15 protein-coding genes, 1 tRNA gene and 1 pseudogene are annotated in these 21,225 nt (G+C 73.2%); 15 read left to right on the top strand and 2 right to left on the bottom strand.

Features of this window, described 5'->3' with window-relative positions; all coding sequences use genetic code 11:
• Positions 1 to 176 precede the first annotated feature (176 nt).
• From AB0G56_RS23860 to AB0G56_RS23840, 5 genes and pseudogenes are all read left to right on the top strand, one after another.
• Positions 177 to 866: a CGNR zinc finger domain-containing protein gene (locus AB0G56_RS23860; RefSeq protein WP_360972481.1), complete on the top strand. Its 690-nt coding sequence runs from the start codon at positions 177 to 179 to the stop codon at positions 864 to 866.
• A 122-nt stretch (positions 867 to 988) separates the two neighbouring features.
• A pseudogene (locus AB0G56_RS23855) lies at positions 989 to 1,090 on the top strand (RNA polymerase subunit sigma); the annotation flags it as partial.
• A 198-nt stretch (positions 1,091 to 1,288) separates the two neighbouring features.
• Positions 1,289 to 3,712, top strand: a complete 2,424-nt coding sequence (locus AB0G56_RS23850) for a UvrD-helicase domain-containing protein (RefSeq protein ID WP_360972479.1) — start codon at positions 1,289 to 1,291, stop codon at positions 3,710 to 3,712.
• A 437-nt stretch (positions 3,713 to 4,149) separates the two neighbouring features.
• The gene (locus AB0G56_RS23845) at positions 4,150 to 5,589 is read left to right on the top strand and encodes an NAD-dependent malic enzyme (protein ID WP_360972477.1); all 1,440 of its coding nucleotides are present in this window, start codon (positions 4,150 to 4,152) and stop codon (positions 5,587 to 5,589) included.
• A 374-nt stretch (positions 5,590 to 5,963) separates the two neighbouring features.
• On the top strand, positions 5,964 to 6,245 hold the full coding sequence (locus AB0G56_RS23840) for an HU family DNA-binding protein (protein ID WP_037862537.1): 282 nt from the start codon (positions 5,964 to 5,966) through the stop codon (positions 6,243 to 6,245).
• Between the two features lie 330 nt (positions 6,246 to 6,575).
• Here AB0G56_RS23840 and murA read toward each other — a convergent pair whose 3' ends face one another.
• Positions 6,576 to 7,922, bottom strand: a complete 1,347-nt coding sequence (gene murA / locus AB0G56_RS23835) for a UDP-N-acetylglucosamine 1-carboxyvinyltransferase (protein WP_360972475.1) — start codon at positions 7,920 to 7,922, stop codon at positions 6,576 to 6,578.
• Positions 7,923 to 8,195: 273 nt separating this feature from the next.
• Here murA and AB0G56_RS23830 point away from each other — a divergent pair, with 273 nt between their 5' ends.
• The 10 genes from AB0G56_RS23830 to AB0G56_RS23785 all read left to right on the top strand — a co-directional run bounded on the left by AB0G56_RS23830 (position 8,196) and on the right by AB0G56_RS23785 (position 20,923).
• Positions 8,196 to 8,768 carry a YqgE/AlgH family protein gene (locus tag AB0G56_RS23830; protein WP_360972474.1) on the top strand — a complete coding sequence of 191 codons (573 nt, stop codon included), beginning with the start codon at positions 8,196 to 8,198 and terminating at the stop codon, positions 8,766 to 8,768.
• Positions 8,769 to 8,796: 28 nt separating this feature from the next.
• Positions 8,797 to 9,081: a DUF3039 domain-containing protein gene (locus AB0G56_RS23825; protein WP_360972473.1), complete on the top strand. Its 285-nt coding sequence runs from the start codon at positions 8,797 to 8,799 to the stop codon at positions 9,079 to 9,081.
• Between the two features lie 261 nt (positions 9,082 to 9,342).
• Complete coding sequence (locus AB0G56_RS23820) at positions 9,343 to 10,653, top strand: extracellular solute-binding protein (protein WP_360972472.1); 1,311 nt, start codon at positions 9,343 to 9,345, stop codon at positions 10,651 to 10,653.
• Positions 10,650 to 11,615, top strand: coding sequence for a sugar ABC transporter permease (locus AB0G56_RS23815; RefSeq protein ID WP_360972471.1), 966 nt, complete (start codon positions 10,650 to 10,652; stop codon positions 11,613 to 11,615). The genes AB0G56_RS23820 and AB0G56_RS23815 overlap by 4 nt, the downstream gene beginning before the upstream one ends.
• On the top strand, positions 11,612 to 12,457 hold the full coding sequence (locus tag AB0G56_RS23810) for a carbohydrate ABC transporter permease (protein WP_360972469.1): 846 nt from the start codon (positions 11,612 to 11,614) through the stop codon (positions 12,455 to 12,457). The genes AB0G56_RS23815 and AB0G56_RS23810 overlap by 4 nt, the downstream gene beginning before the upstream one ends.
• A 13-nt stretch (positions 12,458 to 12,470) precedes the next feature.
• Positions 12,471 to 14,111, top strand: coding sequence for a beta-N-acetylhexosaminidase (locus AB0G56_RS23805; RefSeq protein ID WP_360972611.1), 1,641 nt, complete (start codon positions 12,471 to 12,473; stop codon positions 14,109 to 14,111).
• Positions 14,112 to 14,442: 331 nt separating this feature from the next.
• A complete protein-coding gene (locus tag AB0G56_RS23800; RefSeq protein WP_360972467.1) occupies positions 14,443 to 15,336 on the top strand; it encodes an FAD binding domain-containing protein in 894 nt (297 codons plus the stop codon).
• Positions 15,333 to 17,369: a 2Fe-2S iron-sulfur cluster-binding protein gene (locus AB0G56_RS23795; protein ID WP_360972465.1), complete on the top strand. Its 2,037-nt coding sequence runs from the start codon at positions 15,333 to 15,335 to the stop codon at positions 17,367 to 17,369. The genes AB0G56_RS23800 and AB0G56_RS23795 overlap by 4 nt, the downstream gene beginning before the upstream one ends.
• On the top strand, positions 17,366 to 19,681 hold the full coding sequence (locus AB0G56_RS23790; protein WP_360972463.1) for a molybdopterin cofactor-binding domain-containing protein: 2,316 nt from the start codon (positions 17,366 to 17,368) through the stop codon (positions 19,679 to 19,681). Before AB0G56_RS23795 ends, AB0G56_RS23790 begins: the two co-directional genes overlap by 4 nt.
• Before the next feature lie 177 nt (positions 19,682 to 19,858).
• The gene (locus tag AB0G56_RS23785) at positions 19,859 to 20,923 is read left to right on the top strand and encodes an SUKH-4 family immunity protein (RefSeq protein WP_360972461.1); all 1,065 of its coding nucleotides are present in this window, start codon (positions 19,859 to 19,861) and stop codon (positions 20,921 to 20,923) included.
• Positions 20,924 to 20,954: 31 nt separating this feature from the next.
• Here AB0G56_RS23785 and AB0G56_RS23780 read toward each other — a convergent pair.
• A tRNA-Cys gene (locus AB0G56_RS23780) sits at positions 20,955 to 21,026 on the bottom strand.
• Between the last annotated feature and the right edge of the window lie 199 nt (positions 21,027 to 21,225).

Genomic DNA, 21,225 nt, shown 5'->3' with positions numbered 1-21,225 from the left:
AGACGCGCGGCCGCATACGCGGGCGTCCACGTCACCCGCGTCCGGTCCGGGGGGTTCCGGCCGTGGGAACGGGCGGGCACTGTGGGAGGGAACGGTTCCCCCAGCCCTGACGAGCACCCCGCCGCCCGGTCCGCCGCGACCGGCCGGGGTGTCGCCCCCTAGGCGGTGACAGGCACATGGCACTGGGTACGGCCCCGGAGACGGCCACGGACACGGTCCCCCACGAACTGCGGTTCGACGCCGGGCGGGTCTGTCTGGACCTCCTCTCCACCACCCACCCCCAGGAACGGCTCGGCTCCCTTCCGCCGCTGCGCGCGTGGATCACGGGCGCGGGCCTGGTCCCGCCGGGCACCGGTCTCGCCCACGCCGACCTCGCCTGGCTCGCCGCCTTCCGCGAACTGCGCGGGCACATCGGGCACCTGGTCCACGGGCACCTCGAAGGCCCCCTGCGCCCGGACCCCCACGCCCACGACCTTCCCCACGCCCACGACCTCTCCCACACCCACGACCTCGCCCGCGAGCTCTCCCACACCCACGACCTCGCCCTCGCCCGCGTCAACGAGGCCGCCCGCGCCGCCCCGCCCGCCCCGCGCGCCGTACGCCGTGCGGACGGCACCCTCGTGCGCGCCCTGGCCGCTCCGCCCCAGTGCGCCGCCCTGCTCGCGGCCGTCGCCCGGGACGCCCTGGAACTGCTCACCGACCCCGTCGCCCGGGCGGCCCTGCGCCGGTGCGCGGGCGACAACTGCCCGATCGTCTACCTGGACACCTCCCGGGGGCGCAGACGGCGCTGGTGCTCCAGTGAGGTCTGCGGCAACCGCGAACGGGTCGCCCGCCACCGCCGCCGCGCCGCCCTCGGTGGCCGATGACGCTGTCGGACGCGCTCGACGACCTGACCCTGCCCACCGGGAGGTTGTCGGCGAGACGTACTTCCGAGGGCCCGTCAACGAGGCGGCCGAGACCTTGGGCATACCCAGCGGCACCGTGCGCGAGCCCCCTCTGCGTCCGCGGCGGCGCGGCCTTCGAGCCGAACCAGATCGACCACTTCGAGGTCATGGCCTTCGACGGGCGCAAGCTGGTCCAGGTGGACGCGTGGACCCGCTCGAAGCACACGCGTGGAGCCGCTCCGGGCACACACGTGGATTCCGTCGGGGCACACGCGTAGACCCGCTCAGGGCACACGCGTGGAGCCGGTCGGGGCCGATGCTCGGCTACGGCCGGGTCCGGCTTCCGCCGGTGGGTCCCCTTCGCGTACGGTTGACGGCTGCCCAGCACGTCAGAAGGGGGCCCGGTGGCCGCTCAGGCTCAACAGGATTCCGCGGTCGAATCGGTTCACGACGCCACGCGCGACGCGGTGCGCGACGCGGAGCAGGACTCGGTCCGGGACCGAGAGATCAGCATGGAACAGGAACACCTGGACCGGGTGTACCGGCGCCTCGAAGTGAAGATCCACGAGGCCGAGTTCCTGATGCGGGACGCGGCACAGCGCGGCCAGGTCGGCACGCCCGGCGCGCTGGCCGAGCGCGACGCGCAGGTCTTCCGGGCGGGCGTCCACCTCAACCGGCTGAACAACGAGTTCGAGGACTTCCTCTTCGGCCGGATCGACCTGCTCCTCGGCAAGGACGGCAAGAAGGGACCCGACGGGGCCTACACCGCCGTGGAACCGGCCGAGGGCGCGGTGCGCGAGGACAACACCGCCGACATCGCCGAGACCCTGCACATCGGCCGCATCGGCGTCCTCGACGAGGACTACGCCCCGCTGGTCATCGACTGGCGGGCGCCCGCCGCGGCCCCGTTCTACCGCTCCACCCCGGTCGATCCCGGCCGGGTCGTGCGCCGCCGGGTGATCCGCTCCAAGGGGCGGCGCGTGCTCGGCGTCGAGGACGACCTGATGCGGCCCGAGCTGAGGTCCTACCTGGACGGCCGGGAGCTGCCCGCCCTCGGCGACGGCGCGCTGATGGCCGCGCTCGGCCGGGCCCGCAGCCACAGCATGCGGGACATCGTCTCCTCCATCCAGGCGGAGCAGGACCTCGTCATCCGGGCCCCCGCCGCCTCGGTGGCCTACGTCGAGGGCGGCCCGGGCACGGGCAAGACGGCGGTGGCGCTGCACCGGGCGGCCTACCTGCTCTACCAGGACCGCCGCCGTTACGCGGGCGGCATCCTGATCGTCTCGCCGACCCCGCTCCTCGTGGCGTACACGGAAGGCGTGCTGCCCTCCCTCGGCGAGGAGGGGCAGGTCGCCATCCGGGCGATCGGCTCGCTCGTCGACGGCGTCGAGGCCACGCTGTACGATTCGCCGGCCGTGGCCCGCGCCAAGGGCTCGTACCGGATGCTGAAGGTGCTGCGGAAGGCCGCCCGGGGCGCACTGGAGACCGGCCCCGGCGCGCGGCAGGGCGTGAACGCCCCCGCCGGGCAGCTCGCCCTCGGCGACGACCCTGACGCGGAGCAGGAGACGGCGGCCCCCGCCGGGCCGCCGACCCGGCTGCGGGTGGTCGCCTTCGGCCGCCGTCTCGAACTGGAGGCCGCGGACCTGGACCGCGTCCGGCGCACCGCCCTCGGCGGCACCGCACCGGTCAACCTGCTGCGCCCGCGCGCACGCAAACTGCTCCTCGACGCCCTGTGGGAGCAGTCGGGGGCCGCCGCCCGGCACACCGACCCCGAGCTGGCCGCCGAGCTGCGCTCCTCCTTCGACGAGGACGTGACGGGCGAGGACTCCTTCGTCGCGTTCCTCGACGCCTGGTGGCCCGAGCTGACCCCGCGCGCGGTGCTCGCCGCCATGGCCGACGAACGGCGCCTGGGGCGCTGGGCCCGCCGGGTCCTCAACCCCGGCGAGGTGCGCAAGGTCGCCCGCTCGCTGAAGCGGGACGGGTACACCGTGCACGACATCGCGATGCTCGACGAGCTCCAGGCGCTGCTCGGCACCCCGGCCCGGCCGCGCAAGAAGCGCGAGCTGGACCCCCTGGACCAGCTCACCGGCCTGGAGGAGCTGATGCCGGTGCGCGAGGAGTCGCAGCGCGAGCGCGCCGAGCGGCTGGCCGAGGAGCGCACCGAGTACGCCCACGTCATCGTCGACGAGGCGCAGGACCTCACGCCGCTGCAGTGGCGCATGGTGGGCCGCCGCGGCCGGCACGCCACGTGGACGGTGGTCGGCGACCCGGCCCAGTCCTCGTGGTCCGACCCGGACGAGGCCGCCGAGGCCCGCGACGAGGCCCTGGGCACCCGCCCGCGCCGCCGTTTCGAGCTGACGGTGAACTACCGCAACCCGGCCGAGATCGCCGAGCTGGCCGCCAAGGTGCTCGCCCTGGCCATGCCCGGCTCCCGTTCGCCCTCCGCGGTGCGCTCCACCGGTGTCGAGCCGCGCTTCGCGGTCGTCCGGGACTCCCTGGGCGCCACCGTGCGGGCGGAGGCCGAACGGCTGCTGGAGCGGGTGGACGGCACGGTCGGCGTGGTCGTCGCCATGAACCGGCGCGAGGAGGCCCGCCGCTGGCTGGCGGGTCTGGGGGACCGCGTGGTGGCACTGGGCAGCCTGGAGGCGAAGGGCCTGGAGTACGACGCGACGCTCGTCGTCTCGCCCGCGGAGATCGCCGACGAGTCGCCGGCCGGCCTGCGCGTGCTCTACGTCGCCCTGACCCGTGCCACCCAGCAGCTCACGGTGGTCTCCGGCGAGCGCGACGAGCCGGACGCGGCCGGGGTGCCGGACCTGCTGCGGGACTGAGCGCGGGGCCCGTGCGGGCGGCGGGGGAAAGGAACCTCGCCCAGGGGAATGGCCTTACCGGATCCGTTTGTTAGCCTTGGTGTGGCACCGGCCCGATCCAAGCCCCCGGGCCCAACCTTCGTCGCTACGAGCGACCACTTGCCGCGAGGCGAGCATGGCGGGTCGGTGTCACAAGCCTCACGAGAGGCCCACGTCACGAGGAATGTGACGTGGGCCTCTTTTGTTGCGTGGGCACCTACCGCGACAGCGTGATCTCTCGTATGGTGGAAGTCACTTTCCGAAAATGGCACCACCTTCTGATACCCACTGGCACCTCCTGGTGGACACTCCGGTGAACACAAAGTCCGCAACCCGGGGCGACTACCACGTACTCAGGGGTAGGTGCGACGATCGGACGGCACAACTTCGCGACACGGTGAAAGCAGAGGAAGTCGGCCATGGCAACGGCGCCCAGCGTCTCCTACTCGATGACCATCCGGCTGGAGGTGCCCGCGAGCGGAACGGCCGTCTCGCAGCTCACCACCGCCGTGGAGTCCTCCGGAGGCTCGGTCACGGGCCTCGACGTCACCGCGTCCGGCCACGAGAAGCTCCGGATCGACGTCACCATCGCGGCGACCTCGACCGCGCACGCCGACGAGATCGTCGAGAAGCTGCGCGGCATCGAGGGCGTCACGCTCGGCAAGGTCTCCGACCGTACGTTCCTGATGCACCTCGGCGGCAAGATCGAGATGGCGTCCAAGCACCCCATCCGCAACCGTGACGACCTCTCCATGGTCTACACGCCGGGCGTGGCCCGCGTCTGCATGGCGATCGCCGAGAACCCCGAGGACGCCCGCCGCCTCACCATCAAGCGCAACTCCGTTGCGGTCGTGACGGACGGCTCCGCGGTGCTGGGCCTGGGCAACATCGGCCCCAAGGCCGCGCTGCCCGTCATGGAGGGCAAGGCGGCCCTCTTCAAGCGGTTCGCCGGCATCGACGCCTGGCCGATCTGCCTGGACACCCAGGACAGCGACGCCATCGTCGAGATCGTCAAGGCGATCGCCCCCGGGTTCGCCGGCATCAACCTGGAGGACATCTCCGCGCCCCGCTGCTTCGAGATCGAGGCCCGGCTGCGCGAGGCGCTGGACATCCCCGTCTTCCACGACGACCAGCACGGCACCGCCATCGTCGTGCTCGCCGCCCTCACCAACGCCCTGCGCGTGGTGGACAAGCCCATCGAGAACGTCCGGGTCGTGATGTCCGGCGCCGGTGCGGCCGGCACCGCCATCCTCAAGCTGCTGCTCGCCGCGGGCGTGAAGAACGCGGTGGTCGCCGACATCCACGGCGTCGTGCACACCGGCCGCGAGGACCTGGTCGACGCCGCCCCCGAGTCGGCGCTGCGCTGGATCGCCGACAACACCAACCCCGAGAACCTCACGGGCACCCTGAAGGAGGCCGTGCGGGGCGCGGACGTCTTCATCGGCGTCTCGGCGCCCAACGTGCTCGACGGCGACGACGTGGCCGCCATGGCGGACGGCGCGATCGTGTTCGCGCTCGCGAACCCCGACCCCGAGGTCGACCCCGCGATCGCGCGTCAGACGGCTGCGGTCGTGGCCACCGGCCGCTCCGACTTCCCCAACCAGATCAACAACGTGCTGGTCTTCCCGGGTGTCTTCCGCGGCCTGCTGGACGCCCAGTCGCGCACGGTCAACACCGAGATGATGCTGGCCGCCGCGCAGGCCCTGGCCGACGTGGTGACCGAGGGCGAGCTGAACCCGAACTACATCGTCCCCAGCGTCTTCAACGACAAGGTCGCGGGAGCCGTGGCCGGGGCCGTCCGGGAGGCCGCCAAGGCGGCCGGCGCGAGCGCGGTGACCAGCAGCACATCCGGAATCTGACCAACCGGACGAACCGGGCGAACCGGTCGGAGTGGGTGTTCGGGGGCGCCGGCCCCCGAGCGTGACGATCGCCACGACGCGCCGTGGACCGGCGCGTCGTGGCGGACGCTGTCAGTGGTGCGCCTTATCGTGGCTGGCCAGGCGCGGGCCCTCTTTTCGTGTGACTCCCAAGGGTGTTCTCACGACTCCTACGGGTGCCGGATTGGCTTTCCCGCCGCAGGTGGGGGCAGGATGCCTCCCTGGGCGCGAGGGTCTGACGAGGGACCCGGGTCCGGGGACCCCCGAGGACCCTGGCAGCATCGGCTTGGCTGGCCCAACATGCGGCTTTGCCGCGTGGCACGCCTCAACGGCAAGAAGAACACGGGAGTAACAACATGAACCGCAGTGAGCTGGTGGCCGCGCTGGCCGACCGCGCCGAGGTGACCCGCAAGGACGCCGACGCCGTGCTGGCCGCGTTCGCCGACGTCGTCGGCGACATCGTCTCCAAGGGGGACGAGAAGGTCACCATCCCTGGCTTCCTGAACTTCGAGCGCACCCACCGTGCCGCTCGCACCGCCCGCAACCCGCAGACCGGCGAGCCGATCCAGATCCCGGCCGGCTACAGCGTGAAGGTCTCCGCGGGCAGCAAGCTGAAGGAAGCCGCCAAGGGCAAGTGACCTTGCCGCCGTACGCCACGGGACGGCGTACGGGGCCCGGCAGGGCCGACAACGTCAATGGGGCGGCCCCCTCCACGGGGGGCCGCCCCATCGTCGTACACACCCCCCGGCCGGGCACCCCTGGACCGAGCGGGACCTGAGGCCCCGGCCGGGGAAGGGCGTGTGGCCGGGGCTGGGTGGCCGGGGCGCCTCAGCCGAGCGCCTGGCCCGGCAGCTCCACCTTCGCGCCCAGCTCGACGAGCTTGTCCATGCTGTGCCTGCCCGGGGGGCGACCCCTGGACCCCCGGCCGGGGGAAGGGCGTGTGGCCGGGGCTGGGTGGCCGGGGCGCCTCAGCCGAGCGCCTGGCCCGGCAGCTCCACCTTCGCGCCCAGCTCGACGAGCTTGTCCATGAAGTTCTCGTAGCCGCGGTTGATCAGGTCGATGCCGTGGACGCGGGAGGTGCCCTGGGCCGCGAGGGCGGCGATCAGGTAGGAGAAGCCGCCGCGCAGGTCCGGGATGACCAGGTCGGCGCCCTGGAGCCGGGTCGGGCCCGACACGACCGCGGAGTGCAGGAAGTTGCGCTGGCCGAAGCGGCAGTCGGAGCCGCCCAGGCACTCCCGGTAGAGCTGGATGTGCGCGCCCATCTGGTTCAGCGCGGAGGTGAAGCCGAGGCGGGACTCGTAGACCGTCTCGTGGATGATCGACAGGCCCGTCGCCTGGGTGAGGGCCACCACCAGCGGCTGCTGCCAGTCCGTCTGGAAGCCGGGGTGCACGTCCGTCTCCAGCGCGATGGACTTCAACTGCCCGCCGGGGTGCCAGAAGCGGATGCCCTCGTCGTCGATCTCGAACGCCCCGCCCACCTTCCGGTAGGTGTTCAGGAACGTCATCATCGAGCGCTGCTGGGCGCCGTGGACGTAGATGTTGCCCTCGGTGGCCAGCGCCGCGGACGCCCAGGACGCCGCCTCCAGGCGGTCCGCGAGCGCGCGGTGGGTGTAACCGCCGAGCTTGTCCACACCGGTGATGCGGATCGTGCGGTCGGTGTCCATCGCGATGATCGCGCCCATTTTCTGCAGGACGCAGATCAGGTCCTCGATCTCCGGCTCGACGGCCGCGTTGGACAACTCGGTGACGCCCTCGGCGAGGACCGCCGTCAGCAGCACCTGCTCGGTCGCGCCGACGGACGGGTAGGGCAGCCGGATCTTCGTGCCGCGCAGCCGCTGCGGCGCCTCCAGGTACTGGCCGTCCGCCCGCTTCTCGATCGTCGCGCCGAACTGCCGCAGCACGTCGAAGTGGAAGTCGATGGGCCGCCCGCCGATGTCGCAGCCGCCGAGGCCGGGGATGAACGCGTGGCCCAGCCGGTGCAGCAGCGGCCCGCAGAACAGGATCGGGATACGGCTGGAACCGGCGTGGGCATCGATGTCAGCCACGTTGGCGCTCTCCACCCGGGTCGGGTCGAGCACCAGCTCGCCCGGCTCCTCACCCGGACGTACCGTCACCCCGTGCAGTTGCAGCAGACCGCGTACGACCCGCACGTCCCGGATGTCCGGCACGTTGCGCAGTCGGCTCGGTTCGCTGCCCAGCAGAGCGGCGACCATCGCCTTCGGTACGAGGTTCTTCGCACCCCGGACCCGGATCTCGCCCTCCAGCGGGGTTCCGCCATGGACAAGCAGTACGTCATCAGTGCCGTTGACGGTCATGTATCTCGCGTTCCGATGAGTTGGGCAGGTGCCGGCCGGTCGGTTCGGGCAGGGGGCCGGAGAGACAGAGTAATCGCGGGGGAGCGCGCAACCGAAAGCCCGTGCACCGCCGGAACGTCATGGCTGTGTCACAACACGAACGGTCGGCCGGTGGACACGCGCGGTCACCGCCGCGCGCGTGCGCCCGCGACGCTCCCGTACCCCGTGCGCGCCCTCACTCCGGTAGCCGGATTGGCTCCCCACGCCAGGGGAAGATGCGGGATCATGTCTGGCATGACCGAGGTGTCCTCGCTCACAGGGCGGCTGCTCGTGGCAACGCCCGCCCTGGCGGACCCGAACTTCGACCGCGCGGTGGTGCTCCTCCTCGACCACGACGAGGAGGGTTCCCTCGGTGTCGTCCTCAACCGCCCCACCCCCGTCGACGTGGGCGACATCCTGGAGGGCTGGGCGGACCTCGCCGGGGAGCCCGGCGTGGTCTTCCAGGGCGGCCCGGTCTCGCTGGACTCCGCACTCGGCGTCGCCGTCATCCCGGGCGGCGGCCCCGGCGAGCGCGCCCCGCTGGGCTGGCGCCGGGTGCACGGCGCGATCGGCCTGGTCGACCTGGAGGCGCCGCCCGAGCTGCTGGCCTCCGCCCTCGGCTCGCTGCGGATCTTCGCCGGGTACGCGGGATGGGGGCCCGGCCAGCTGGAGGACGAGCTGGGGCAGGGGGCCTGGTACGTCGTCGAGTCGGAACCGGGCGACGTCTCCTCCCCGGCCCCCGAGCGGCTGTGGCGCGAGGTGCTGCGCCGTCAGCGCAACGAACTGGCCATGGTCGCCACCTACCCGGACGACCCGTCGCTCAACTGATGCCCGTGCGCTTCAGTACCCTTGCCGTATGAGCACTCTCGAGCCCGAGCGCGGCACTGGAACGGGGACCCTCGTAGAGCCGACGCCGCAGGTGTCCCACGGAGACGGCGATCACGAGCGCTTCGCCCACTACGTCCAGAAGGACAAGATCATGGCGAGCGCCCTGGACGGGACACCCGTCGTGGCGCTGTGCGGCAAGGTGTGGGTGCCGGGCCGCGACCCGAAGAAGTACCCCGTGTGCCCGCTGTGCAAGGACATCTACGAGTCCATGAGCGGCGGCGGCGACCAGGGCAAGGGCGGCGACAAGAAGTAGCGCCCCCGCGCCGAGGCGGCGGCAAGAGGCGGCGTTTCCGCCTCCGCCGCCCGCCCGCCGGGCCGATCGGGCCCCCCGAGTGCGTTTTGCGCGCTTGGGGGGCCTTTGTGCTGTCCGGCGTTGCACAGGGTGCGTCGGGCGGTCACAGAGTGGTTGAGACCTCTTGTCGGCGCGTTCACCGAGTCCCTAGCCTCCGTGGTGTTGTGCAGAGCAAAACCGTCATTGCGCATGTTGCAACACCCTGACCGGAGGAATGGCTCCATGAAGCTCTCCGCAAGACTTTCCGGACGGCTGGCCCTGCTGCTGGCCGCCGCCGCCCTCACCGCCACCGCCTGCGCCCCGCAGACGTCCGACAACTCCTCCTCCGGCAAGGACGAGAAGACCGGGACCCTGCGCGTCTGGCTGTTCCAGGAGGTCTCCAACAAGCCGAAGGAACAGGTGGTCAAACAGGTCCTCGCCGACTTCCGCAAGGCCTACGACGGCACCGACGTCAGCGTCGAGTACATCCCCGTGGAGACCCGGGCCCAGCGGATCAAGGCCGCGTTCAACGACCCGAAGAGCGCCCCCGACGTCATCGAGTACGGCAACACCGACACCGCCGGCTACGTCAAGGACGGCGGACTCGCCGACGTCACCGCGGAGTTCGACGCCTGGGGCGAGGCCAAGGACACCGACCCCACTGCCCGCACGTCGGTCACCGTGGACGGCAAGATCTACGGCGCCCCCTACTTCGTCGGCGTCCGCGCCCTGTACTACCGCACCGACGTCTTCAAGGAACTGCACCTCGAGCCGCCGAAGACCCTGGACGAACTGGCCACCACCGCCCACACGGTCCGGGCCGCCCGGCCCGGCCTGTACGGCCTCGCCGTCGGCGGCGCCTACACCTACGGCGCCATGCCCTTCATCTGGGCCAACGGCGGCCAGATCGCCACCGGCAAGTCCGGCTCCTACACCTCCGCCATCGACAGCCCCGCGGCCCGCAAGGGCATCGAGGAGTACACGTCCCTGTTCGGCGACGACAACTGCCCCGCCGCCAAGTGCGCCGGCATGACCGGCAACGACACGATCACCGCCTTCGCCGCCGGCAAGGCGGCCATGGCGATCGGCGGCGACTTCAGCCACCAGGCCGTGGAAGCCGGCGTGGCCAAGGGCAAGTACGCCGTCGTGCCGCTGCCCGGCGTCAAGCCCGGCTCCGTCGCGCCGGCCTTCGCGGGCGGCAACAACATCGGCGTCCTCAAGAGCACCTCGCACCGCACCCTCGCCGTGGACCTGATGAAGCGGCTCGCCTCGAAGAAGACCCAGGCCGAGATGTTCGACGCGATGGGCTTCCTGCCGACCTTCAAGGACGTACGCGGACAGGTCGCCGCCAAGACCCCGTACGTGAAGCCCTTCGTGGACACCCTCGCCGCGGGCACCGAGTTCGTCCCGGCCACGCCCGCCTGGGCCCAGATCGACTCCTCGCTGGTGCTGCCGACCATGTTCCAGGAGGTCGTCAGCGGCAAGAAGGACGTCAAGGCCGCCGCCGGGGACGCCGCGAAGAAGATGAACGACGTGTTCGGCTCCGCCGGATGACGGGTTCGACCACGAGCCCGGGGGAGGCGGTGCGCGCGGGGGTGCCGACGCGCCGCCGCTCGCCGCGCCCGGCCCCGCGCCCCCTCGAGCGCGGGGCCGTCACCCCCTGGCTGTACCTCGCCCCGGCCCTCGTCGTCCTCGGCGCACTGCTCGTCTACCCCGTCTACCAGCTCGGCCTGATCTCCTTCCTGGAGTACACCCAGGCCCAGGTCAGCGGCGGGAAGCCGGCCACCTTCCAGGGCCTGGGGAACTACGCCGAACTGTTCGGGGACGACCAGTTCTGGCGGGTCCTGGTGGCCACCGTGGTGTTCGCGGCGGCCTGCGTGCTCTGCACGCTCGCCGTCGGCTGCGCGCTCGCCGTGCTCCTCACCCGGGTGCGCGCCGTGCCGCGCCTCGCGCTGATGCTCGCCGCCCTCGGCGCCTGGGCGACCCCGGCGGTCACCGGCTCCACGGTCTGGCTGCTGCTGTTCGACGCCGACTTCGGGCCCGTCAACAAGATCCTCGGGCTCGGCGACCACTCCTGGACGTACGGGCGCTACAGCGCCTTCCTCCTCGTCCTGCTCGAAGTGGTGTGGTGCTCCTTCCCGTTCGTCATGGTCACCGTCTACGCCGGCATCCGCGCCGTCCCCGCCGAGGTGCTGGAGGCCGCCGCGCTGGACGGCGCCTCCCAGTGGCGCATCTGGCGCTCCGTGCTGGCACCGATGCTGCGCCCGATCCTGGTCGTCGTCACCATCCAGTCCGTCATCTGGGACTTCAAGGTCTTCACCCAGATCTACGTCATGACGGGCGGCGGCGGCATCGCCGGGCAGAACCTCGTCCTGAACGTCTACGCCTACCAGAAGGCGTTCGCGTCCTCGCAGTACAGCCTCGGCTCCGCGATCGGCGTCGTGATGCTGCTGATCCTGCTCGCCGTGACCCTGGTCTACCTGCGGCTGCTGCGCCGCCAGGGGGAGGAGCTGTGAACCTTCCGCTCGTACGGGTGCGCCGCCCGGGACGGCTCGCGGCCGAGGCGTCGGCCCTGATCGTCGCGGTCGTGGTCGCCTTCCCGCTGTACTGGATGGTGCTCAGCGCCTTCAAACCGGCCGGGGAGATCGAGTCGACGAAGCCGCGCCCCTGGACGGCGTCCCCCTCGCTGGACTCCTTCCGACGGGTCTTCCAGCAACAGGAGTTCGGCCGCTACTTCCTCAACAGCCTGCTCGTCGCGGGCACCGTCGTGATCGCCTCCGCGCTGATCGCGTTCCTGGCGGCGACCGCCGTCACCCGGTTCCGCTTCCGGTTCCGCACCACCCTGCTGATCCTGTTCCTGGTGGCCCAGATGGTGCCCGTGGAAGCGCTCACCATCCCGCTCTTCTTCCTGATGCGGGACTTCGGCCAGCTCAACACCCTGGGATCGCTGATCCTGCCCCACATCGCCTTCTCGCTGCCGTTCGCGATCTGGATGCTCAGAGGGTTCGTGAAAGCCGTTCCGGAAGCCCTGGAGGAGGCCGCGTTCATCGACGGCGCGAGCCGCGCGCGCTTCCTGTGGCAGATCCTCTTCCCGCTGGTCTTCCCCGGACTGGTGGCCACCAGCGTCTTCTCCTTCATCTCGACCTGGAACGACTTCCTCTTCGCGAAGTCGTTCATCATCAGCGACACTTCCCAGTCGACGCTGCCGATGGCGCTGCTGGTCTTCTACAAACCGGACGATCCCGACTGGGGCGGCGTGATGGCCGCCTCCACGGTGATGACGATCCCGGTACTGGTCTTCTTCGTACTCGTGCAACGACGACTCGTCTCCGGCCTCGGCGGAGCGGTAAAGGACTGACGTGACTGACGTGATGGACGTGATCCCCCGGCCAGGACGTACGACGGCCGACGAGGAACGGTTCTTCGAACTGGGCCCCGACACCACGGTGACGGCGGGCGAGGGCACCGGCCGCACCGAACGCTGGCTGCGCGCCACCCTCGGCGCGGCCACCGGACTGCCGCTCGCCCCCGCGCCGGCCGGCGACGGCGCCCTGCGCCTGCGCCTGGACGACGCCGTCGCCCGGGACCTCGGCGCCGAGGGCTACCGCCTGGTCGTCACGCCGGACGGCGCCGACCTCGCCGGCGGCGGCCCCGCCGGCCTCTTCTGGGGTGCCCAGACGCTGCGGCAGCTCCTCGGCCCGGCCGCCTTCCGGCGCGCCCCGCTGCCCGGCGGACGGTGGCGGCTGCCGCTGACCGACATCGAGGACACCCCCCGCTTCCGCTGGCGCGGCCTGATGCTGGACGTCGCCCGGCACTTCATGCCGAAGGACGGCGTCCTGCGCTACCTCGACCTGATGGCCGCCCACAAACTCAACGTCCTGCACTTCCACCTGACGGACGACCAGGGCTGGCGCGTCGAGATCAAGCGGTACCCCGAGCTGACCGCGACCGGCTCCTGGCGCTCCCGGACGAAGTACGGCCACCGCGCCTCCCCGCTGTGGGAGGACAAGCCGCACGGCGGCCACTACACCCAGGACGACATCCGCGAGATCGTCGCCTACGCCGCCGAGCGGCACATCACCGTCATCCCCGAGGTGGACGTACCCGGGCACTCGCAGGCCGCCATCGCCGCCTACCCGGAACTCGGCAACACCGACGTCGTCGACACCACCGCCCTGACCGTCTGGGACGACTGGGGTGTCAGCAAGAACGTCCTCGCCCCCACCGACGCCACCCTCCGCTTCTACGAGGGCGTCTTCGAGGAACTGCTCGAACTGTTCCCGGCGGACGCCGCGCCGTTCTCCGGCTTCTTCCACATCGGTGGCGACGAGTGTCCCAAGGAGCAGTGGCGGGCGTCGGCCACCGCGCAGGCCCGCATCAAGGAACTCGGACTCGCCGACGAGGACGAGTTGCAGTCCTGGTTCATCGGCCACTTCGACACGTGGCTCACCGCGCGCGGGCGCCGGCTCATCGGCTGGGACGAGATCCTGGAGGGCGGCCTCGCCGAGGGCGCCGCCGTCGCGTCCTGGCGCGGCTACGCGGGAGGGATCGCCGCCGCGCGCGCCGGCCACGACGTCGTCATGTGCCCCGAGCAGCAGGTGTACCTGGACCACCGGCAGGACGCGGGCGCGGACGAACCCGTGCCGATCGGCTTCGTGCGCACCCTGGAGGACGTGTACCGGTTCGAGCCGGTTCCGGCCGAGCTGGAGGCCGAGCACACGGGCCATGTGCTGGGCGCCCAGGCCAACGTGTGGACCGAGGTGATGGAGAGCCCCGCGCGCGTGGACTACCAGGCCTTCCCCCGGCTGGCCGCCTTCGCCGAGGTCGCCTGGAGCACCCTGCCCGCGCCGGGCGAGCGGGACTTCGCCGACTTCGAGCGGCGGATGGCGGGCCACTACCGGCGCCTGGACGCCCTGGGCGTCGGCTACCGCCCGCCCGCCGGACCGCACCCCTGGCAGCGCAGGCCCGGCGTCCTGGGACGCCCGCTGGACGGCCCGCCGCCGGTCCGGTAGCGGGACGGGGTACGCAGGAGGCGCGGGCGGCCGGGGCGGCGGCGCGGGCGGCAGCGGCGGCCCGGGCGGCCGGGTGCGCGCCGGCCGCCCGCTGTCTCGAACTGGCACTGTAAAAAGTCCGCAAGAGTCAGCGAACAGCGCTAATTCGCTCGCACCGGTGATCCTGTGTCAAAACGGACCATGTCCCCGATGAGGTGGGCGAATGCCTCCCGGCGGACCCGTGTCCGCGAGCCCTGGGAAGATGTGCCAGAGTTGCCACGTCCGCCCTGTCAGGCCGTACCGTACGGCAGCACGGGTGGGACCAGTGGGGCAGCGGGAAGGGGCAGCCGGTTTGACCACGCACGCACCGCAGGCGGCGCAGGCCGTCACGCTGCCCACGACGCTGGACGAGGCCGTGGCGGCGCTCAGCGCCATGCCCGCCGCCGTACCCGTGGCGGGTGGCACGGACCTCATGGCCGCCGTCAACTCCGGGCAGCTCAGGCCCGCCGCGCTCGTCGGCCTCGGCCGGATCAGCGAGATCCGCGGCTGGCAGTACCAGGACGGGCACGCGCTGCTCGGCGCGGGCCTCACGCACGCACGGATGGGGCGCCCCGACTTCGCCGCCCTGATCCCGGCGCTGGCCGCCGCCGCGCGCGCCGCGGGCCCGCCGCACATCCGCAACGCCGGCACCCTGGGCGGCAACATCGCCTCGGCCGCGCCCACCGGGGACGCGCTGCCGGTGCTGGCCGCCCTGGAGGCCACCCTGATCGTCGCGGGCCCGGGCGGGGCCCGCCGGGAGGTCCCGGTCTCCCACCTGCTGGCCGGCGTGGAGATGCTGCGCGGCGGCGAACTCATCGGCTACGTGCGCGTACCGCTGCTGCACGCCCCGCAGGTCTTCCTGAAGGCGACCGGCCGCACCGGTCCCGGCCGGGCGGTCGCCTCCGTGGCGCTCGTCCTCGACCCGGCCCGGCGCGGCGTGCGGTGCGCGGTCGGTGCCATAGCGCCGATGCCGCTCAGGCCGCTGGACGCCGAGCAGTGGGTGGCCGGGCTCATCGACTGGGACAACAACCGCGCGATCGTCCCCGAGGCGCTGAACGCCTTCGGCGAGTACGTGGCCGCGGCCTGCATCCCCGACCCGGCCGTGGCCGAGGACGGTTCGGTGCAGCAGCTCCCGCCCGCCGTACTGCACCTGCGGCGCACCGTCGCCGCGCTGGCCCGACGAGCACTGGGGAGGGCGCTGTCGTGACCGACGACCAGCACGGACAGGGCACGCCCCCCAGCGGCGGCCGCTGGGACCCGCTGCCGCAGGGCGACTACGACGACGGCGCCACCGCCTTCGTCAAGCTCCCCGAGGGCGGCATCGACGCGCTCCTGGCCGCCGACAGCCCGCTCGCCGCGCCGGGCCACGGGTACGTGCCGCCGCAGATAACGGTCACGTCCGCCCCGGCCGAGGCCACCGACCCGGCGGCGACCGGCACCTGGGCCGTACCCGCCGCGCCCGCCCAGGGCACCGGCTGGCCCGACCCGAACGCGGTGCCGCGGCCGGACGAGGGCCACGGCCACGGCGACACGGGCGCGGGCGAGGCGTTCGCCTACCGGCCCGAGGCCACCCAGCAGTGGAACTTCCAGGAGGTCCAGGGGTACCAGGAGCCGCACGGGCACCAGGGCGACCAGGGGCAGCACGGGCACCCTGAGGAGGTGCGGGCCGGTGGGGCGGCGCCCGGACACGACGTGACCGGGCAGTGGTCCATTCCCGTGGCCGGTGGTGACATCCCGGACGAATCCGGCGAGTTCACCACGTCGGCCCTGATCGAGCAGTGGGGCGGCACCCCTCCGGCCACCCTTCCCGGCGGCGCCCCCGCCCCGTGGGCCACCGAGACCGCGGGACAGCCGTGGGGCCGGACCGCGCAGGAGCCGGCCCCGGGCGCGTACGAGAGCGACCCGTCGGGGCACTCGTACGGCGCCGGACTGCCCGCACCGGAGCGTGCCCCCGAACGCCCGGCCCCCGAGCACCCGGTGCCCGTGGACCCGGGGCCCGTGGACCCCGTTCCCGGACACCCGGCACCGCAGGCGCCCCCCGCCACCCCCCAGGAGGCACCGGGCTCCGAGGTGCACCCCGCCTCGGAGGCGCCCTCCGGGCCCGTTGCGGACCGGGCACCGGACGTGCCGGGGGCCGCGACCGCCGCCACCGGCGTGCCCGCGCCCGTGCCCGCGCCCTCCGCCGGACAGCATCCCGGGGAGACCGTGCGGGAGCCGTCCACCGGCGCACCGGCGGCGGCGGACGACGACGAAGGGCCCGTGGAGGCCGCCGAAGGCTCCGCGGAGCCGCCCGCGGACCCCGACCCGGCCGAGGACACCGCCGTCGAGCCCGGGGCCGCCCAGGAGCCCGTCACGGCCCCGGAGACCGACGCCGAGCCGGACGCCGCTGCCGACGACCACCGGCCCGACGCCGAGACCGACGCCGAGACCGGCCCGGACCACGGTCCGGACGCGGACGCCGTTGCGCAGGAGACGCCGGCCCCGCAGGAGACGGCAGCCGAACCGGACCCGCAGGGCCCGCCCCCCGCGCCACCGCAGGACGAACACCCGCTCGCCTCCTACGTGTTGCGCGTCAACGGCGTCGACCGGCCCGTCACGGACGCCTGGATCGGCGAGTCGCTGCTGTACGTGCTGCGCGAGCGGCTCGGCCTGGCGGGCGCCAAGGACGGCTGCTCGCAGGGCGAGTGCGGCGCCTGCAACGTGCAGGTGGACGGCCGCCTCGTCGCCTCCTGCCTGGTGCCCGCCGTCACCTCGGCCGGCAGCGAGGTGCGCACGGTCGAGGGCCTGGCCGCCGACGGGCAGCCCTCGGACGTGCAGCGGGCGCTCGCGCGCTGCGGCGCGGTGCAGTGCGGCTTCTGCGTGCCGGGCATGGCGATGACCGTGCACGACCTGCTGGAGGGCAACCCGGCGCCGACCGAGCGGGAGACCCGGCAGGCCCTGTGCGGCAACCTGTGCCGCTGCTCCGGCTACCGGGGCGTCCTGCGGGCCGTCGAGGAGGTCGTCGCCGAGCGCGAGGCGTCGGCCGCCGCGGAGCACGCGGAGCCCGAGCACACCGGGCCCGAGCACACCGGCGCCGGGTACGCCGGGACGGACGCCGGCGAGCCCCGCATCCCGCACCAGGCGGGCCCCGGCGCGGGCGGCATCCACCCGTCCGCCTTCGACGCGCCCGGCCCGCACGCCCCCGACGAACCACCGCACCACCCGCACGACCCCTACGGTCAGGACGGAGGCCAGGCGTGAGCGACGAAGCCGCCACCGCTGCCGCCACGGATACCGCGCCCGCGCCCGCGTCGCCGGAGCCGCTGCCGCACGGTATCGGCTCCTCGCTGCCGCCCGCCGACGCCCGCGCGAAGACGGAGGGCACCTTCCCGTACGCCGCCGACCTGTGGGCCGAGGGCCTGCTGTGGGCGGCCGTGCTGCGCTCACCGCACCCGCACGCGCGCATCGTGTCCATCGACACCTCCCACGCGCGCGAGATGCCCGGCGTCCGCGCCGTCGTCACCCACGAGGACGTGCCCGGCAGCCCCCTGTACGGCAGGGGCGTGGCCGACCGGCCGGTGTTCGCCTCCGACGTCGTACGCCACCACGGCGAGCCCATCGCCGCCGTCGCCGCCGACCACCCGGACACCGCGCGGATGGCCGCCGCCGCCGTCACCGTCGAGTACGAGGTGCTCGACCCGGTGACCGACCCGGAGCACGCCTTCGAGGCCGAACCCCTGCACCCCGACGGCAACCTGATCCGGCACATCCCGCTGCGCCACGGCGACCCGGAGGCGGCCGGCGAGGTCGTCGTCGAGGGCCTGTACCGCATCGGCCGCCAGGACCCGGCGCCCATCGGCGCGGAGGCCGGTCTCGCCGTGCCCCGGCCCGACGGCGGTGTCGAGCTGTACGTGGCCTCCACCGACCCGCACGCCGACCGCGACACGCTCGCCGCCTGCTACGGCCTGGCACCCGAGCGCGTGAAGATCGTCGTCACCGGCGTGCCCGGCGCGACGGCCGACCGCGAGGACCAGGGTTTCCAGCTCCCGCTCGGGCTGCTGGCGCTGCGCACCGGCCGCCCGGTGAAGCTGACGGCGACCCGCGAGGAGTCCTTCCTGGGCCACGTGCACCGCCACCCCACCCTCCTGCGCTACCGCCACCACGCCGACGCCGAGGGCCGGCTGGTGAAGGTCGAGGCGCAGATCCTGCTGGACGCCGGTGCCTACGCCGACACCTCCGCCGAGGCGCTGGCCGCCGCCGTGTCCTTCGCCTGCGGCCCCTACGTGGTCCCGCACGCGTTCATCGAGGGCTGGGCGGTGCGCACCAACAACCCGCCCTCCGGCCACGTGCGAGGCGAGGGCGCCCTCCAGGTGTGCGCCGCCTACGAGGCGCAGATGGACAAACTGGCCAGGAAACTCGGCGTCGACCCGGCCGAACTGCGCCTGCGCAACGTGCTCGCGACCGGCGACGTCCTGCCCACCGGCCAGACGGTGACCTGCCCGGCCCCGGTCGCGGAACTGCTCCAGACCGTGCGGGACCACCCGCTGCCGCCGCTGCCCAAGGACGCCCCCGAGGACGAGTGGCTGCTGCCCGGCGGTCCCGAGGGCGCGGGTGAACCGGGCGCGGTGCGCCGGGGCGTGGGCTACGGCCTGGGCATGGTGCACATGCTCGGCGCGGAAGGCGCCGACGAGGTCTCCACGGCCACCGTGAAGGTCCACGACGGAGTGGCGACCGTGCTCTGCGCGGCCGTCGAGACCGGCCAGGGCTTCACCACGCTCGCCCGGCAGATCGTCCAGGAGACGCTGGGCGTCGACGAGGTGCACGTGGCCCCCGTCGACACCGACCAGCCCCCGGCCGGCGCGGGCTGCCGGGGTAGGCACACATGGGTCTCCGGCGGTGCCGTGGAGCGGGCGGCGAAGATGGTCCGCACCCAGCTCCTGCAGCCCCTGGCCCACAAGTTCGGCATGTCCACCGAACTGCTCCAGATCACCGACGGCAAGATCACCTCCTACGACGGCGTCCTGTCGACCACGGTCACCGAGGCCATGGAGGGCAAGGAGCTGTGGGCCACGGCGCAGTGCCGCCCGCACCCCACGGAGCCGCTGGACGAGTCTGGCCAGGGCGACGCCTTCGTCGGCCTCGCCTTCTGCGCGATCCGCGCGGTGGTGGACGTGGACATCGAACTGGGCTCGGTACGGGTCGTGGAGCTGGCGGTGGCCCAGGACGTCGGCCGGGTCCTCAACCCCGCGCAGCTGGCCGCGCGCATCGAGGCGGGCGTCACGCAGGGCGTGGGCATCGCCCTCACGGAGAACCTGCGCGCCCCGCGCGGCCTGGTCCGCCACCCCGACCTGACGGGCTACGCCCTGCCGACGGCCCTGGACGCGCCGGACATCCGGATCGTGAAACTCGTCGAGGAGCGCGACGTCGTGGCCCCCTTCGGCGCCAAGGCCGTCAGCGCGGTCCCGGTGGTCACCTCCCCCGCGGCCATCGCCTCGGCGGTGCGCGCCGCCACCGGCCGTCCGGTCAACAGGCTGCCGATCCGCCCGCAGGCCGCGGTCGTCACCGGCCGGTGACCCCCTGTTCCTCCGGCGTTCGCGCAGGCCGGGGGCGTTGTCAGTGGGGCGGCGTAATGTGCTGGGCAGTGGGGACGACGGCGCCCGCCCGCTGCGGACGGGCCCGGCCGCGCCCCGCCCCGGACCGGGCCCCGCCCGCGCCAGGGGACCGTTCAGCACGGGGGACACGGGGGACAGATGAGCACGACAGGTACCGCCACCGCGGTGATGACCCGGCCCGAGACCGGCCTCGGACCGTACGCCACACACGCGCCCACACACGCGCCCATGCACCGCGGACTCACCGGCCCCGGACTGCCGGCCGGCAGCGCCCTGCCGACGTTCCGTGCGCTGCGCCGCGACGGCCTGCGCACGGTCGCCGACTCCATCGGTGACCCCGACCGCGTGGCCGCCGGGCTGCGTGAGCGGCCGGTGACAGGCGGCCTGTTCGGCCCCGTCGGCCTGGAGACCGGGTCGCTGCTGCCGGACGGCGGCAGCGGCGGGATCTCCCCGACGTACTTCCGCCCCGACCGCCACGACCACCCCGGCCTCATGGACGCCCGCCCGCTCGCACCGTCCCTGGAGGCGCTGGTCCGCTTCGCCGCGGTCACGGAGGAACTGGCGGGCCTGCGAGGCCAGTTCGCCTCCTACGCCGGCCGGTACGGTTCGGAGGCGGTCGCCGAGGCGTCCCGGCAGCTCCTCGCGGTGTTCGAGGTGGGCGCGGACGGCGAGGTGCCGCCGTTCTGGAAGGCCGCCGCCCTCATCCGCCCACTGTCCCTGATCGCCGGTCCGGGCACGCGCTCGGGCCTCACCCTCGATCTGCCCGCCCGCCTCCTGGAGCGGGAGTTCGGTCCCGGCCGCGTCGCCCGCTTCGAGGACGTCGACTTCCCCGTCACGCTCACCCACGAGCCCACCCGCCGCTTCCTGCGCGAGACGGGCCTGCCCGAGGACGGGACCCTCTTCCAGCTGGACACCGACGTCCCCCTGCCCACCCTCGCCGAACACCACGCCGACGAGGACCGCCCGCACCTTGCGCCCACCGGACTCCCGGTGGCGGCGGACCGGTTGATACGCCTCGGTGACCTCGTCACCGTCACCAGCCTGGTGGTCGACGGCAGCACGGGCACGGTGTGGAGATGGAGCGAGCGCGAGGCCACCCTCCACCCGCTCAACACGGACGTCTCCACCCTCGCCTTCACCCTGTGGCTGCTGCACCGTGACAAGCGGATCGGTTTCCATGACGAAGCGGGCGGCGTGCTCTGAAGCACACCGCCCGCCTTCCCCCCTCGACCGGAGGCCGTGGCGGGAATCGAACCCGCGTAAGTCGCTTTGCAGGCGACTCCCTGAACCACTCGGGCACACGGCCGCGTTCGGAACGCTGAGTGCTCGTCCCGGACTCGGTTCATCGACCGTAGGACGGGCGCGGGGGGTGGCTCAAGGAGACGGCGAGCGCTGCAACGGGACTGCCACACGCCGTTCACAAAGGCGGGGGGCGTCCATGAAGGGCAGGGGAAAGGAGGACCGGATGCCTCCGGTCGTACGACCAAGGTCCCGGTCCGGGACCG

The organism is Streptomyces sp. NPDC021356 (assembly GCF_040641015.1).
Lineage (GTDB): Bacteria > Actinomycetota > Actinomycetes > Streptomycetales > Streptomycetaceae > Streptomyces.
The sequence above is the reverse complement of the archived record's forward strand: the minus strand, read 5'-3'. Positions and strand labels throughout refer to the sequence as shown.

Bases quoted from the DNA above. Each gene is read 5' to 3' on its own strand.
- AB0G56_RS23860 (WP_360972481.1), top strand. From the start codon at position 177: ATGGCACTGGGTACGGCCCCGGAGACGGCCACGGACACGGTCCCCCAC.
- AB0G56_RS23845 (WP_360972477.1), top strand. From the start codon at position 4,150: ATGGCAACGGCGCCCAGCGTCTCCTACTCGATGACCATCCGGCTGGAG.
- AB0G56_RS23840 (WP_037862537.1), top strand. From the start codon at position 5,964: ATGAACCGCAGTGAGCTGGTGGCCGCGCTGGCCGACCGCGCCGAGGTG.
- murA (WP_360972475.1), bottom strand. From the start codon at position 7,922: ATGACCGTCAACGGCACTGATGACGTACTGCTTGTCCATGGCGGAACC.
- AB0G56_RS23830 (WP_360972474.1), top strand. From the start codon at position 8,196: ATGACCGAGGTGTCCTCGCTCACAGGGCGGCTGCTCGTGGCAACGCCC.
- AB0G56_RS23825 (WP_360972473.1), top strand. From the start codon at position 8,797: ATGAGCACTCTCGAGCCCGAGCGCGGCACTGGAACGGGGACCCTCGTA.
- AB0G56_RS23820 (WP_360972472.1), top strand. From the start codon at position 9,343: ATGAAGCTCTCCGCAAGACTTTCCGGACGGCTGGCCCTGCTGCTGGCC.
- AB0G56_RS23815 (WP_360972471.1), top strand. From the start codon at position 10,650: ATGACGGGTTCGACCACGAGCCCGGGGGAGGCGGTGCGCGCGGGGGTG.
- AB0G56_RS23805 (WP_360972611.1), top strand. From the start codon at position 12,471: ATGGACGTGATCCCCCGGCCAGGACGTACGACGGCCGACGAGGAACGG.
- AB0G56_RS23785 (WP_360972461.1), top strand. From the start codon at position 19,859: ATGAGCACGACAGGTACCGCCACCGCGGTGATGACCCGGCCCGAGACC.